The sequence below is a fragment of the Comamonas testosteroni genome (assembly GCF_014076415.1).
In the GTDB taxonomy this organism is placed as follows: domain Bacteria; phylum Pseudomonadota; class Gammaproteobacteria; order Burkholderiales; family Burkholderiaceae_C; genus Comamonas; species Comamonas testosteroni_F.
On the sequence record NZ_CP043568.1, the window covers coordinates 4254576 to 4269274 of the forward strand.

At 64.6% G+C, this 14699-nt stretch carries 10 protein-coding genes; 7 read left to right on the forward strand and 3 right to left on the reverse strand.

The window, feature by feature from the left end; translation table 11 throughout:
• The first annotated feature begins 96 nt into the window (after positions 1–96).
• The 4 genes from F0P97_RS19600 to F0P97_RS19615 are packed head-to-tail and all read left to right on the forward strand — an operon-like array spanning position 97 to position 4256.
• Positions 97–1086 carry a Bug family tripartite tricarboxylate transporter substrate binding protein gene (locus F0P97_RS19600; RefSeq protein ID WP_182283604.1) on the forward strand — a complete coding sequence of 330 codons (990 nt, stop codon included), beginning with the start codon at positions 97–99 and terminating at the stop codon, positions 1084–1086.
• Positions 1087–1105: 19 nt separating this feature from the next.
• Positions 1106–2620: a class I adenylate-forming enzyme family protein gene (locus F0P97_RS19605; protein ID WP_182283605.1), complete on the forward strand. Its 1515-nt coding sequence runs from the start codon at positions 1106–1108 to the stop codon at positions 2618–2620.
• 12 nt (positions 2621–2632) lie between these two features.
• Positions 2633–3418 carry a citryl-CoA lyase gene (locus F0P97_RS19610; protein ID WP_182283606.1) on the forward strand — a complete coding sequence of 262 codons (786 nt, stop codon included), beginning with the start codon at positions 2633–2635 and terminating at the stop codon, positions 3416–3418.
• A 1-nt stretch (position 3419) separates the two neighbouring features.
• Positions 3420–4256 (forward strand): SDR family NAD(P)-dependent oxidoreductase, encoded by an 837-nt coding sequence (locus tag F0P97_RS19615; RefSeq protein ID WP_182283607.1) that lies wholly within the window; start codon positions 3420–3422, stop codon positions 4254–4256.
• Positions 4257–4335: 79 nt separating this feature from the next.
• On the opposite strand, the gene F0P97_RS19620 is transcribed toward F0P97_RS19615, so the two are convergent.
• The gene (locus F0P97_RS19620; protein WP_182283608.1) at positions 4336–5331 is read right to left on the reverse strand and encodes a Bug family tripartite tricarboxylate transporter substrate binding protein; all 996 of its coding nucleotides are present in this window, start codon (positions 5329–5331) and stop codon (positions 4336–4338) included.
• A 97-nt stretch (positions 5332–5428) separates the two neighbouring features.
• A complete protein-coding gene (ilvD, locus tag F0P97_RS19625; protein WP_182283609.1) occupies positions 5429–7243 on the reverse strand; it encodes a dihydroxy-acid dehydratase in 1815 nt (604 codons plus the stop codon).
• A 448-nt stretch (positions 7244–7691) separates the two neighbouring features.
• Here ilvD and F0P97_RS19630 point away from each other — a divergent pair, with 448 nt between their 5' ends.
• The 3 genes from F0P97_RS19630 (at position 7692) to F0P97_RS19640 (ending at position 11612) form a co-directional block, all read left to right on the forward strand.
• Positions 7692–9908 carry a TonB-dependent receptor family protein gene (locus tag F0P97_RS19630; RefSeq protein WP_182283610.1) on the forward strand — a complete coding sequence of 739 codons (2217 nt, stop codon included), beginning with the start codon at positions 7692–7694 and terminating at the stop codon, positions 9906–9908.
• A gap of 62 nt (positions 9909–9970) precedes the next feature.
• Positions 9971–11086: a PepSY-associated TM helix domain-containing protein gene (locus tag F0P97_RS19635; protein ID WP_182283611.1), complete on the forward strand. Its 1116-nt coding sequence runs from the start codon at positions 9971–9973 to the stop codon at positions 11084–11086.
• Between the two features lie 136 nt (positions 11087–11222).
• On the forward strand, positions 11223–11612 hold the full coding sequence (locus F0P97_RS19640) for a VOC family protein (protein WP_182283612.1): 390 nt from the start codon (positions 11223–11225) through the stop codon (positions 11610–11612).
• Positions 11613–11684: 72 nt separating this feature from the next.
• Here the strand turns inward: F0P97_RS19640 and F0P97_RS19645 are convergent, their stop codons facing one another.
• Positions 11685–14606: an aconitate hydratase gene (locus F0P97_RS19645; protein ID WP_182283613.1), complete on the reverse strand. Its 2922-nt coding sequence runs from the start codon at positions 14604–14606 to the stop codon at positions 11685–11687.
• Positions 14607–14699: the final 93 nt, after the last annotated feature.

The window sequence follows — 14699 nt, forward strand, 5'->3', positions numbered from 1 at the left end:
CCCGCTCATTGAAACAATCGCCGACAAGCCATGGCTCTCGGCATATGGGGTTCGACAGCGCTGAAGAACCCCCATAACCCTTTCAAGGAGACAATCATGAAGCAGGAAAGGCATCGCAGAAACATCTGCATCGCCATCGCCGCAACGCTGGGCCCATGCCTGGCATCAGCGGCACCGGCCGTGGAAACCAGCTGGCCCACCAAGCCCATCAAACTTGTCGTCGGCTATGCGGCCGGCGGCGCTACCGATATCGTTGCGCGCCTTGTGGCCAACCGGATGGGCATGGAGCTGGGGCAGTCCATCATCGTGGACAACCGTACCGGCGCCAACAGCAACGTGGGCGCAGAAATCGTCGCCCGCGCTCCTGCCGACGGATACAGCCTGTATGTCTACACGATCGCCAACACCATCAACGCATCGCTGTACAACAAGCTGGGCTACGACCCCGTCAAGGACTTCGAGCCGGTAGGCCTGATCGCCAAGATTCCCAATCTGCTGGTGGTCAATCCGGGCCTGCCGATCCACTCGGTGCAGGACTACGTCAGGTTCGCGAAGAATTCCAGTGACGGCCTGACATTCGCCTCCTCGGGCAGCGGCTCCTCCATCCATCTCTCCGGCGAGATGTTCAAGATGAAGACCGGGCTGAACATGCTGCATGTTCCCTACCGGGGCAGTGCGCCAGCCGTCTCCGACCTGCTTGGCGGGCAGGTGCAGTCCATGTTCGACAACTCGCCCTCGTCCATGCCGCATGTGAAGGCAGGAAAGCTGCGCGCACTGGCCATTACCAGCAAGGAGCGCTCCCCCTTGCTGCCCGATGTGCCGACCTTGGCCGAATCCGGCTTCCCCGGCTTCGAAGTGCAGTCCTGGTTTGGCATTTCCGCTCCGGCTGGCACGCCGCAAGCCGTCATCAAGCGTCTGAACACCGCACTCAACCAGACGCTGAAAGACCCCGGCATCAAGCAAAGACTGGATGAACTGGTCGCAACCACGGCACCGGGAACGCCCGACGACATGCGCAAATTCGTCACCAGCGAACTCAAGAGCTGGAGCGAGGTCGTGAAGGCATCGGGCGCCAAGGCGAACTAACTCACCAGGACAAGGCTTTATGTATCCCATCGATTTCTTCTGGCGCGCGGTGCAGCGCTGGCCGCAGCGCATCGCCATCGACACGCCGCGTGAGCAGTTGAGCTTCGAACAGCTGGCACAGCAGGTCTGTGCCACGGCCAGCGGATTGCTGGCGCTGGACCCCAGGCCGCAATCGCGCGTGGCCATCTGCGCCACCAACAGCGCCGAGCATATCGTTGCACTTCTGGCTGTGCTGGCCTGCGGCAAGGTGTGGGTGCCTCTGAACCCCAAGAGCACGCAATCCGAGATCCGCCGCATCACGGACATCGTCGACGCCAGCATTCTGATCGTAGAAGCTGGCTACGAGGATCTGGTCAGCGACGCACGGGCTCGGCGCATCCTGATCGGCACGGCCGAGGCAGAGCAGCCCACTCTGGCACAGCTGATATCCCGGCACGCAGGTGCACCGATTCCAAGCTTCGATCTGCACGAAGACGCAACGCAAGCCATCAAGTTCACGGGAGGCACCACCGGAGCGCCCAAAGGGGTGATGCAGCCCTACCGGGCGTGGATGGCCAACATCGTCAACCAGATCCATGCCTGGTCATTCGATGAACAGGACCGCTATGTCATGGCCGCCCCCATCACCCACGGCACCTCGACCTATGTGCTTCCTATTCTTGCGCAGGGCGGCTGCCACGTGATCATGGACGGTTCCGGCGCGCAGGCGGTGCGCGACACGTTCAAGCACCGTGGCGGCACGGTGTGCTTCATGCCGCCAACCCTGGTGTACATGCTGATGGGACTGCAAGGCACGACGCGCGCCGACTTCCCTCACCTCAAGCGCCTGATCTACGGCGGCGCACCGATGCCCCCGGAAAAGATTCGCGAAGTCCGGAATTTCTTCGGCCCCGTGCTCGGCACCACCTACGGACAGACCGAAGCCCCCCAGATTCTGACCGTGATGCGACCCGAGGACTTCGAGCACGAAGCCAACTGGGCCGCCGTCGGACGACGCACCTGGTACAGCGACGTGGCCATCATGTCTCCCGAAGGCCGCTTGCTTGAAACCGGCGAGGTGGGCGAGGTCGTCGCGCGCGGGCCGCTGGTGATGACCGGGTACTGGAACTTGCCCGAGAAGACGGCAGAGACGCTGGTCGACGGCTGGTTGCACACCGGCGACCGCGGCATGTTCGACGAACGCGGCTACCTCTATCTGAAGGATCGCCTGAAGGACATGGTGATCACGGGCGGCTTCAACGTCTACCCGATCGAGGTCGAGAACGCCCTCGCCCAGCACCCGGCCGTGCATGAATGCGCCGTCTTCGGCATTCCTGACGACAAATGGGGCGAAAGCGTCCAGGCGGCAGTGCAGCTGCGGCCTCACCAACAGGCCACCGAGGCCGATCTCGCGGCCTTTCTACGCGAACGGATCGGCCCTGTCCAAACCCCGAAACGCATCCACTTCATGAGCGAACTGCCGCGCTCTCCCGTGGGCAAGGTTCTCAAGAATGCCGTGCGCGACCTGGCCATTGCCAACGGCAGCAACACCTGAAGAAAGCAAGCCATGAACCCAAGGAAAAAGCCCCCCACCACCAGCCTGTGCACGCATACGCTCACCAGCCTGACTTACGGCGATGCCGATCTCGTGCAGGACCTCATGGGCAAGAAGACCTTCACGGAGGTGATGCTCATGCAGATCCTCGGACGCAGCCCACGCCCCGTGGACCTGCGCATCACCGATGTGGTGCTGATCGTGCTGATGGAGCATGGACTCACTCCAAGTGCCATTGCCACCCGCGTCGTCTACATGAGCGCACCGGAGAATCTGCAGGGAGCCGTCTCTGCGGGCCTGCTGGCCGTGGGCAGCTCGTTTGTCGGCACCATGGAGAACTGCTCGGGACTGCTCGACCGCATCATCGCAGCCTCCAGCCCCATGGAGGAAGCCCGCAGCATCGCCAGCCACTACCAGTCGCAGAAGTCGCCCGTCCCCGGATTCGGACACCATCTTCACAAGCCGGTCGACCCCCGCGCCTACAAGCTGCTGGAGATGGGACGCGAGGAGGCGGATCTGAAAGGTGACAGGATTCGCGCCCTGGAGATGCTGTCCAAGGCCGTGGACGAAAGTGCCGGCCGCGCGATCACCATCAATGCCACGGGCGCCGTGGCTGCCCTGCTGGGGGAGATCGGTGTACCCACCCGCATCATGCGCGGGTTCGCCGTGATCTCGCGCGCGGCAGGACTGGTTGCGCATATCGCCGAAGAGCAGCAGAACCCTTCGGGCCGATTCATCTGGGAAACCGTCGAGCATGCCATTGCATACGTAAGCCCTGGTGCGGCAGGGGAGCAGTGAAATGTCCGGCACCACTCCCGATGCTGCGCCACCTTTGCGCGCACTGCTTGATCTGACTGGCCGCACGGTCGCCGTCGCCGGTGGCGGCTCCATCGCTCCTGGCTGGAGCATCGGTCGCGCATCGTGCATCACCTATGCACGACAGGGAGCGACGGTATGCGTGATGGACCGCGATCTTGACTCTGCCAAGGAGACCGTGCAACTGATCGAGGCCGAAGGTGGCAGCGCCTTTGCCTATCAGGCCGACATGGCGCGCGAAGAGGACATCTTCTCGGCCTTCAGAGACATGGCTGCCAGGCACCAGGCCATCGACGTGCTCCATCACAACGTGGGCATAGGCAAGACGGGTGGACCGCTGGAAACCAGCGCAGAGGACCTGGACCGCATTCACAGCGTGAACGTGAAAAGCCTCATGCTGAGCTGCCAGGCCGTGCTGCCTGCGATGGTGCAGCGCGGCTGCGGCAGCATCATCTCGATCGCATCGGTTGCGGGACTGCGCTATCTCGGCTATCCGCATCTGGCCTATTGCACAACCAAGGCCGCTGTCATCCAGATGACGCGCATGATTGCGCAGCAGTATGCGCCGCACGGAATTCGGGCCAACACGGTCGTGCCCGGCCTGATCGATACGCCGCGCGTGAGCGCCAATGTGGCACATATGTTCTCCGACAGCCTGGACGAGGCCAAGGCTGAGCGGGCACGGCAGGTGCCGCTGCAGCGCATGGGGACTGCGTGGGAAGTGGCGAACGTCTGCGCCTTCCTGGCTTCGGATGCCGCCAGCTACATCACGGGCACGGAAATCGTCGCCGACGGCGGCTTGACCGGAAAGTACGTCTGAGCCCCTGCCAGGTGATGCAACGGGGCCGCGCCGGCCGCCAGGCAGGCGGCACGGCCCCGAGACCGCCGGACAAGGTTGATCAGGCCTCGGCCGTGAAACCCACCTGCTTGACGATGGGCGCCCACTTGGCCAGATCTTCCTTGATCAGCGTCGCCAGCTCGGCGGGTGAGGACGACATGGCTTCCAGGCCGAACACGGCCAGGCTGTCGACCACATCGGGGCTGGCCAGGGCCTGGCGCATCTGTGCGTTGAGCCGCTCCACCTGATCGGGCTTGGCCCTGGCTGGCAGGAAGAAGCCGAACCACTCGCTGTGGGCCATGTTCTTGTAGCCCTGCTCGGTATAGGTGGGCACCTTGGGCATGAAGCGGTTGCGCTTGGCACCGCTCACGCCCAGCAGGCGCATCTTGCCGCTGGCCGCGTGCTGCATGGCGTCGCCCACGGGGCAGCTCACTGCAGCGATGTTGCCGCCCATCATGTCCATGAGCGCAGGCTGCGAGCCGCGATAGCCCACGTGCTTGAAGTCCACGCCCGCCTGCTGGCCCAGCAGGGCGCCGACGAAGTGCGGCGTGGAGCCCGCGGCAGGCGAGCCGAAACTGGCACCGTCGGGATGGGTCTTGGCCCAGGCGAAGAACTCGGGCACGGTGGTCACGCTGGCCGGCACCATGGGGCCGACGGCAAAGCCGAAGTCGAAGATGCAGCCCACGGTGACGGGCGTGAGATCGGCCACGGGGTCGTAGCCCAGCTTCTTGTAGATATGCGGGTAGATGGTGAGCATGGAGGTGGGCGTCTGCAGCATCACCGAGCCATCGGCCGGACGGCCCTTGACGTAGTTGATGGCGATCTGCCCGCCCGCGCCCGTACGGTTCTCCACCACCACTGCCTTGGCATAGGCGGCGAGCTTGGTGCCCACGCGGCGGCAGATGGCGTCCGAGGTACCACCGGCCGCGAAGCCGGTGATGATGTTCAGATTCTCGAGCGGCGCCTGGGCCAGCGCGGGCAGGCCAAGGCCCGAAAGCAGCGCTCCCGCGCTGCCCGCACCTGCGGCCTGCAGCCATTCACGGCGGTTGAAGTTCATATTGGTCTCCTTGGTGTTTTGAGTCGTCGTTGGCTCGGTTCGTCAGCCCCAGGAGTGGTTTCATGCTCCCGGGTCGCCGCTTTTGCAACTGTGCGCATCACTTGCTGTCGCGCAGCCAGGTCACCGCCCCCGAATGCGTGACCGCGCCCTGGTGGGCGGGGCGCACGGTCAGCGCGTATTTCTCCAGCAGACCGCCCAAGGGTCGCTGGCGCGCGCGGCTGACCCGGGCGGCTTCCAGCCGTGCGGTGATGACAGCGGGCTCCAGCTCCACCGTGATGCTGCGCGCGCCGGCCCGCGCATCGATGGCGATGATGTCGCCGTCCTGCAGCGCGGCGATCGGCCCACCGTCAGCGGCCTCCGGCCCCGCATAGCCTATGCACAGGCCCCGCGTGGCGCCCGAGAAGCGCCCGTCGGTAAGCAGTGCCACCTTGTCGCCCATGCCCTGGCCATAGAGCAAGGCAGTGATGCCCAGCATCTCCCGCATGCCGGGGCTGCCCTTGGGACCTTCGTTGCGTATCACCAGCACATCACCGCTCTCGTAGGCCATGGCCTGCACGGCGTCCTGCGCCTGCTCCTCGGAGTCGAAGACGCGGGCCGGACCGCGGTGTACCAGGGTCTTGAGCCCTGCGGTCTTGAGCAGGGCACCGTCCGGGCACAGATTGCCCTTGAGCACCGTGAGCCCGCCGTCGGCCGAGATCGGGTTGCCGGCCTTGCGCACCACTTCGCCGTCGGGCTCGGCGGCATCGGCCACTTCCTCGGCCAGCGTGCGGCCCGTGAAGGTGAGCGCGTCGCCATGCAGCAGGCCCTGCTCCAGCAGGGTGTGCAGGATGACGGCCGCACCGCCGATGTAGTAGACATCGCGTGCCAGGAAGCGGCCACCGGGCTTGAGGTCGGCGATCAGCGGCGTGCGCGCGAAGATCTCGGCCACGTCGTCGAGGTGAAAGCGTATGCCGGCCTCATGCGCGATCGCCGGCAGATGCAGGGCCGCATTCGTGGAGCCCCCCGTGGCACAGACCACGGCGCAGGCGTTCTCCAGGGCCTTGCGCGTGACGATGTCGCGCGGCAGCACGGCCTCGCCCCTGGCGCTGGCCCAGACCATTTCCATCAGCTGGCGGCCCGCGCGGCGCATCAGCGGCGCGCGTTCGCTGAACACGGCCGGCACCATGCTGGAGCCTATGGGCGCCAGGCCCAGGGCCTCGCTGACCATGCCCATGGTGTTCGCCGTGAACTGCCCGGCGCAGGCCCCGGCCGAGGGCAGGCAGGAGCGCGTGACAGTGTTCAGCTCCTGCAGGGTGGAGGTGCCGGCCAGCACCTTGCCTATGGTCTCGTAGGTATCGACCACGTTGAGATCGCGCCCCGAGACGCTGCCCGGCATCTGCCCGGGCAGGGCCGAGCCGCCATGCACGAAGACGCTGGGCACATTGCAGCGCACCATGGCCATCATCAGTCCCGGCAGGTTCTTGTCGCAGGCGCCCACGGCAAAGATGCCGTCCCACTGGTGGCCGCGCACCGAGGCCTCCACGCTGTCGGCGATCAACTCGCGCGAGATCAGCGAAAAGCGCATGCCCGAATGCGCCATGGTCAGGCCGTCGCTGACCGAGACCACAGGGCACTCGTGCGGCATGCCGCCGCCCGCATAGATGCCGGTCTTGGCATGCTGGGCCTGGTCGCGGAGATTCATATTGCAGGGACTCATCTCCCCGCCCGTATGGAACACGCCCACATGCGGGCGTGCGATCTCCTCATCGTCCTGGCCCAGCGCATGCAGAAAGCTGCGCGCGCTGGCGCGCAAGGTGCCGCGGTGCACGATGGCCGAGCGCAGGCCCGGGGCGGAGGATGGCACGGAGGAGTCGGAGGGTTCAGCGGGGCCGCTGGCAGCGGCCTGGGGATCGGTGGAGCGGGAATCAATCATGGGGCGCGAGCGGAAGCGGGATGAAGTCCAGCGGCTGCAGGAATGTGCCGGAACTTCGCCGCATGTTTATGAACGATAACGGTCAGCCCCGGTCCTGAACATTGGCGTTTCACCTTGCCGCAGCCCGGCTTGCCGCAAGAAAAGCCCGCTGGCGCAGCATTGCGCAGGGGCTTGGGTCAGACGCCCGCAGACCGCAGGCGCCGCTGAGACCTGCCGGGTCAGGCCGGCAACTGCGCGCCCTGGCCGGACGAAGAGGCTGCTTTTTTGTATCTCAAGATAACCACATACAGCCAAATGACAGCAATTCTCATTAATATTCGCGCCTGCCAATAAACGCCACATAGCCCCCTCCGGCCCCGACTGAAGACAAGAGATGCCGCCAGCGCAAGGCTGGCGCAGCGCGCTGTTCATGCCAGCCAGGTGCTGTGTGCCCTCCTCTACAACACCTATGGCCAAGCTCCCTCTTTCCGTCCCCCCCGCTTTTCGCCTGAGCAGCGCCGCCGCTGCCGTTGCCGCAGCCCTTGGCGTGCTCGCCAGCCCCGTTCATGCACAGACGGCCAGCGCCGCAGCTGCCGAAGTCGCCCTGGACTCGGTCACCGTCACCGGCAACTGGCTGGATGGCGATATGTCCAGCGCCGAGAAGGTGCTGGAGCATCCCGGCGCCCGCACCATCGTAGAGCGCGAGCGCATTCAGGAAAGCGGTGCGGCCACCTTGCGCGAAGCACTGCGTCTGGTGCCCGGTGTCCAGGTTCAGGACAGCAACGGCACGGGCGGCAGCGATATCTCTCTGAACCTGAGCGTGCGCGGTCTGACCGCGCGCCTCTCGCCACGCTCCTATGTGCTGCAGGACGGCGTGCCCGTCTCCTACGCACCCTACGGTCAGCCTCAGCTGTCGCTGGCGCCCGTGGCGCTGGGCAATCTGGACTCCATCGATGTGGTGCGCGGTGCAGGCTCGGTGCGCTACGGCCCGCAGAACGTGGGCGGCATCATCAACTTCACGACGCGCGCCATTCCCAAGACCTTTGCGGCCGAAGCCTCCATCGGCACCGAGATCTACAGCCACGGCGGCAACGTGAAGACCACGCCCAGCTTCTTTGTGGGCGGCACCAACGAGTCGGGCCTGGGCCTGGCCGTGCTGTATTCGGGCACGCACGGCAAGGGCTGGCGCAGCAGCAACGACAAGACCGACATCGACGATCTGCTGGTCAAGGGCAGCTACAGGCTCAGCAACAACAGCAGCATCTCCGCTTCGCTGCACCACTTCGAGGGCAAGGGCCAGATGCCCGGCGGCCTGACCACGGCCCAGTACGCAGCCGACCCGTTCCAGAGCACGCGCAGCTATGACCAGTTCACGGGCCGCCGCACCGACGGCTCGCTCAAGTACAGCTACAAGGACGGCCGCAACAACTTCGAAGTACTCAGCTACTACGTGGACTCCTTCCGCGGCAGCTATATCGAACGCGACGCCACCGGCGCCAATGCCGGCAAGCGCAGCCTCACGGCCGCGCCGCGCGACTACAGCTACTACGGCGTGGAGCCGCGCTACTCGCGCATTTTCGAGACCGGCTCCGTGGTGCAGGAAGTCAGCGTGGGCTATCGCTACCTGAAGGAAAAGAGCTCCGAAACGGCGCTGGCCACTTCCGGCTTCTATGTGCCCGGCCAGGTCGATGCCATGGCCCTGCCGCTGAACACCACCCAGACCAGCCAGGGCGGCACCACGGCCAATGCCTTCTATATCGACAACCGCATCGATGTGGGCAACTGGACCATCACGCCCGGCGTGCGCTACGAGCGCATCCGCTCCTTCAACAATGTGGTGGACTACAAGGGCGCGACCGCAGCGGCCATCTACCCGACGGCGGCAGCCAACGAACTGCTGCCCACGCTGTCGGTGCTCTACCGCGTCGACGGCCACTGGTCGGTGTTCGCCAATGCCGGCAAGTCCTTCGGGCCCCAGCAGTATGCACAGCTGGCGCAGTCGTCCAACAACCAGCTCTATCCCGAATCAGCCAAGACCTATGAGCTGGGCACGCACTACAAGAGCGACACCTGGAATGGCGAGCTGACGCTGTTCAACATCGACTTCAACAAGGAGCTGTTCCTGGACCGCCCGGGCGACGGCACCGGCAACGGCATCTGGACCGATCTGGGTGCCACGCGCCACCGTGGTCTGGAATCGGCGCTGCGCTATGACTTCGGCAAGAACTACCCGGCACTCAAGGGCCTGTCGCTGGGCATGAGCTATACCTTCACCCAGGCCACCAGCCAGGCCGGCCCCTTCGCAGGCCGTGACCTGCCGCTTTATTCGCGCCACACGGCCGGACTGTCGGCACGTTATGCGATGGAGCGCTGGACCTTCAATGCCGATCTGAACGCCCAGTCCAAGCAGCGCTCGCCCGGCACGCCCGGCACCAGCGCCAAGCCCAATTCCTACATCACGCAGGAAGACGCCAACGGCAACCTCGGCGATATTCCCGGCTTTGCCATTCTGGGCCTGCGCACCAGCTACCAGGCGGGCAAGGAGCTGAACAATCTGCGCCTGACCGTGGGCATGAAGAACGTGTTTGACCGCCGCTACTTCACCCGCTCCACCGACAACAACGGCGGCGGCAAATACGTGGGCATGCCACGCACCCTGTACGTCCAGGCCACCCTGCCGTTCTAAGCGGCGGCCCCGCGAGTCCACCCTCAAGGCCGGTCTCGTGGGGCATCACACCATCAAGCGCAATGACTTCGCTCCGTTCTCTGTGGCTGCGGCTGCATCGCTGGTTTGCCCTGGGCCTGGGCTGGATCCTGATTCTGGCCGGGCTCACCGGCACCCTGCTCATCATCGGCCAGCCGCTGGACCGCATGTCGCACCCCGAACTGTTCCAGGCCCGCACGACGCATGCGCAGCAGGCCCGGCAGGCCGCAGCGCTGACGCCGATACTGGCAAGAGCCCATGAGGAGTTCGGCAGCAAAGCCACTTTGCGCTTCAGGCTGCCGCAGCAGGCACAGGACAGCCTGTGGCTGCGCGTGCAGGCGGCCAACTGGCGCGGCACCATTTACCTGGACCCCGTCACCGGACAGGAGCAGGGCCGGCGCGGCGAGACCGAGGGCTTTGTCAACACGCTGTTCAAGCTGCACAGCACCTTGCTGCTCGACGCCAATGGCAAGGCCATACTGGCCTGGACCACGCTGGCCTATGTGCTGCTGCTGCTGACGGGCGTCATTCTCTGGTGGCCCAAGCGCTGGCCGGGCAACTGGCGCATAGAACTCAACAAAAGCCTGGTGCGCGCACTGTTCGACATGCACCGCATCGGCGGCGTGATCATGGGCCTGCTGATCGCGGTCTCGGTCGTCACCGGTGCCTATATGGCATGGCGGCCGCTGGGCGACTGGCTCAATGTGCTCAGCAGCAGCACGGCAATCAAGCCGCCCAAGCTGCCCGCACTGGCTGCGCAAGACGCCGCCCAGCCGCTGCCCGCCAATGTGGACGCCATGCTGGCCTCCGCCCGCGCGGCCATGCCCGATACCCAGGCCAGCTTCGTGCAGCTGCCGCCCAATGCCAAACAGGCCGTACGCATCCGCTTTCGCGCCCCGGGCGAGCCGCACCCCAACGGCATCAGCTCGGTATGGCTGGACCCGCGCAATGGTGCCGTGCTGGACGTCAGGCACTGGAATGAACTCGACCCTGGCGCTGCGGCGGTGGCCGTGGCCTATCCGCTGCACACGGGCGAGCTGGGTGGCGTGCTGATGGAAATCCTGGCCGGCCTCAACGGTCTGGTGCTTGGCGGCTTGGGAATCAGCGGAATCTGGCTCTGGTGGCACCGCCGCAAGGCCAGAAAGCTTGCGAAGCCCTGAGAGCGCGGACCGGAGCCCGGCCCTTGCCGAACGTTCCAGGCTAGGATACCCCTGTTCAGGGCCGAGCCTGCTTCTATCACAGTCTCTGCGGCCTCTGCATCTGGACTTTCACCGATAAGCATACAAGGAGCTGAAGATGGCCATGAATCCCGTTGGCTGGTTCGAGATCTACGTGCAGGACATGTCGCGCGCCAGAAGCTTCTACGAAGCCGTGCTGGGCTGTCAGCTGCAAGCACTGGCCATGCCGGAAGGCGGCGAGCACCCCGATATGGAAATGTGGACCTTTCCCGGGCAACCGGATAGCGCCGGCGCCACCGGGGCGCTGGTCCGCATGCCGGAATGCCCCTCTGGCGGCGGCGGCACGCTGGTCTATTTCGTCTGTGAAGACTGCGCCGAGCAGGCCGCCCGCGTCGCACGCAACGGCGGCAGCCTGCACCGCGACAAGGTCTCCATAGGCCCTTATGGCTTTATTGCCCTGGCCATCGACACCGAAGGCAATATGTTTGGCCTGCACTCGATGAAATAGGACTGGCGCCAATCCACGAAAAAGGCCTGCCTCCAAGGAGAGCAGGCCTTTTGACTTGGCAAGCGGGCGCAATCAGGCCAGCAGTTGCCTCAGCACATAGGGCAGGATGCCGCCATGGCGGTAGTAGTCCACCTCAATGGGAGTATCGATGCGCAGCTTCACGGTCACGGTTTTCTTGCTGCCATCGGGCCTGTTGATCACCAGCTGGGCATCGCTTTGCGGCGCCAGGTCGGCGGCAGGGATCACATCAATGAACTCCTCGCCCGTCAGGCCCAGGCTTTGCCAGCTGTCATTGCCCTTGAACTGCAGCGGCAACACGCCCATGCCCACCAGATTGGAGCGGTGAATGCGCTCGAAACTGCGCGCCACCACGGCCTTGATGCCCAGCAGCTGCGTGCCCTTGGCCGCCCAGTCGCGGCTGGAGCCCGTGCCGTATTCCTCGCCGGCCAGCACCACCGTGGCGCGGCCTGCGGCCTGGTATTTCATGGCCGCGTCGTAAATGGCCATCTTCTCGGCCCGGCCATGGTCGTCGCGGAACAAGGTGACACCGCCCTCCTCGCGCGAGCCGTCGGCTGCGGCAGGAATCATCAGGTTCTTGATACGCACATTGGCAAAAGTGCCGCGCATCATCACCTCGTGGTTGCCCCGGCGCGAGCCATAGCTGTTGAAGTCGGCCTTCTGCACGCCATGCTCGAGCAACCACTTGCCTGCCGGCGAAGACTCCTTGATGGAGCCTGCAGGCGAGATATGGTCGGTGGTGATGGAGTCACCGAACAAGGCCATGATGCGAGCACCGTGCACCGCGCTGGAGTTTGAGCCTTTTTGACCTGCAGTGCTTTCCCCGCCTGCGGATGGCGCTTTCAAATCCAGAGCAAAGTCGGCGAAGAACGGCGGCTCGGCGATATAGGTGCTCTCGGGCCAGGTGTAGGTGGAGCCCGTCACCCCCCGAATCTTTTCCCAGAGCTTGCCCGGCTCGCTGGCCACCTGCTCGTAATTGCTGCGGAAGGCCTTGCCGTTCATGGCGAACTTGAGCAGCTCCTGAATCTCCTCGCTGCTGGGCCAGATGTCGCCCAGATACACGTCCTTGCCGCCCTTGCCCTTGCCCACGGGCTCGGTCATCAGGTCCTTGCGCACCGTACCGGCAATCGCGTAAGCCACCACCAGCGGAGGGCTGGCCAGGAAGTTGGCCTTGATATTGGGGTGAATGCGGGCCTCGAAATTGCGGTTGCCCGAGAGTACGGCCGCGCAGACCAGATTGTTCTGCGTGATGACGGCATTGATCTCGGGGGTGAGATCGCCGGCATTGCCGATGCAGGTGGTACAGCCGTAGCCGGCCAGCGCAAAGCCCAGTTTTTCCAGATAGGGCAGCAAGCCCGCCTCGGTCAGATAGCGGGTGACCAGGCGGGAGCCCGGGGCCAGCGAGGTCTTGATATGCGGCTTGACCTTGAGGCCTGCCTGCACCGCCTTCTTGGCCAGCAGGCCTGCCGCCAGCATGACGCTGGGGTTGGAGGTATTGGTGCAGCTGGTGATGGCGGCAATCAGCACATCGCCGCTGCCGATATCGAAGCTCTTTTCCGGTGCTGCAACCGCATGGCTGGCATCAACAGCAATCGCACTGGCCTCGACCTTGCCGGTCTCTGGCGTGTTGCTCACCATCTCGGCCTTGTTGCGCTCCGCACCGGCCGACAGGGGCTTGCTCTCGGGCTTCAAGGCCTCGGGACCGTCGGGACTCACCAGATGACGGCGCACCAGCTGATCGGCGGGGAGATTGAAACCATTCTGGGCCACGGGAGCACTGAACAGCTCGTCGAACTGCCCAGCCACATGGCCGATCTCGATGCGGTCCTGCGGACGCTTGGGCCCGGCCAGGCTCGGAGCCACCTTGCCCAGATCCAGCTTGACAACATGCGAGTAGTCGATTTCGCCGGCCTTGGGCACGCCGAACAGCTGCTGGGCCTTGAAGTAGGCTTCGAAGGCCTGGATCTCGCTCTTGGTACGTCCCGTTCCCTTGAAGTACTCGATGGTCTTTTCGTCGACCGGGAAGAAACCCATGGTCGCCCCATATTCAGGAGCCATATTGCCGATGGTGGCGCGATCCGGCAGGGACAGGCTGCGCGTGCCTTCACCAAAGAACTCGACGAACTTCCCGACCACTTTTTCCTTTCGCAGCAGCTCCGTGACAGTGAGCACCAGATCGGTGGCCGTCACACCCTCACGCAGCTGGCCGGTCAGCTCGAAGCCCACCACATCAGGTGTGAGGAAGTACACGGGCTGGCCCAGCATGGCCGCCTCGGCCTCGATGCCGCCCACGCCCCAGGCCACCACGCCGATGCCGTTGATCATGGTGGTATGACTGTCGGTACCGACCAGGGTGTCGGGGTAGTACACCGCATCACCCTTGCCGATCCTGGCCTTGTGCACGCCGCGCGCCAGGTATTCCAGATTGACCTGGTGCACGATGCCAAAGCCCGGCGGCACGACACCGAAGGTGTCGAAGGCCTGCATGCCCCATTTCATGAACTGGTAGCGCTCCTGGTTGCGCTGGAACTCCAGCTTCATGTTCAGGTCCAGCGCCTTCTTGGTACCGAAGTAGTCCACCATGATGGAGTGGTCCACCACCAGGTCCACGGGCACCAGCGGCTCGATGGACTTGGGCTTCTTGCCTAGCTTGGCAGCCGTGCTGCGCATGGCGGCCAGGTCGGCCAGCAAGGGCACGCCGGTGAAGTCCTGCAGCACCACGCGCGCGACGACAAACGGAATCTCGTCGACACGCTCGGCCTTGGGTTGCCAGCGCGCCAGCTGCGCCACATGCTCCTCGGTGATCTTGTTGCCGTCACAGTTGCGCAGCACCGATTCGAGCACGATACGAATCGAGACCGGCAGGCGCTTGATCTCCGGGAACTGCTTGGCCAGGGCCGGCAAGGAATAGAACTTGCCTTTCTTGCCCTCGGCCAGTTCAAAGGACTTCAGGGTTTTGGCAAAAGCATGCGACATCGTGAGACTCTCCATGGACAGAACACAGGGAAAACGCTTTTGCATTCCATTGTGCACACAACTCCCGGGAAAAGGGTGGGACAGGGCGCCGGC

Bases quoted from the DNA above. Each gene is read 5' to 3' on its own strand.
- F0P97_RS19600 (WP_182283604.1), top strand. From the start codon at position 97: ATGAAGCAGGAAAGGCATCGCAGAAACATCTGCATCGCCATCGCCGCA.
- F0P97_RS19645 (WP_182283613.1), bottom strand. From the start codon at position 14,606: ATGTCGCATGCTTTTGCCAAAACCCTGAAGTCCTTTGAACTGGCCGAG.
- F0P97_RS19635 (WP_182283611.1), top strand. From the start codon at position 9,971: ATGACTTCGCTCCGTTCTCTGTGGCTGCGGCTGCATCGCTGGTTTGCC.
- F0P97_RS19615 (WP_182283607.1), top strand. From the start codon at position 3,420: ATGTCCGGCACCACTCCCGATGCTGCGCCACCTTTGCGCGCACTGCTT.
- F0P97_RS19640 (WP_182283612.1), top strand. From the start codon at position 11,223: ATGGCCATGAATCCCGTTGGCTGGTTCGAGATCTACGTGCAGGACATG.
- ilvD (WP_182283609.1), bottom strand. From the start codon at position 7,243: ATGATTGATTCCCGCTCCACCGATCCCCAGGCCGCTGCCAGCGGCCCC.
- F0P97_RS19630 (WP_182283610.1), top strand. From the start codon at position 7,692: ATGGCCAAGCTCCCTCTTTCCGTCCCCCCCGCTTTTCGCCTGAGCAGC.
- F0P97_RS19610 (WP_182283606.1), top strand. From the start codon at position 2,633: ATGAACCCAAGGAAAAAGCCCCCCACCACCAGCCTGTGCACGCATACG.
- F0P97_RS19620 (WP_182283608.1), bottom strand. From the start codon at position 5,331: ATGAACTTCAACCGCCGTGAATGGCTGCAGGCCGCAGGTGCGGGCAGC.
- F0P97_RS19605 (WP_182283605.1), top strand. From the start codon at position 1,106: ATGTATCCCATCGATTTCTTCTGGCGCGCGGTGCAGCGCTGGCCGCAG.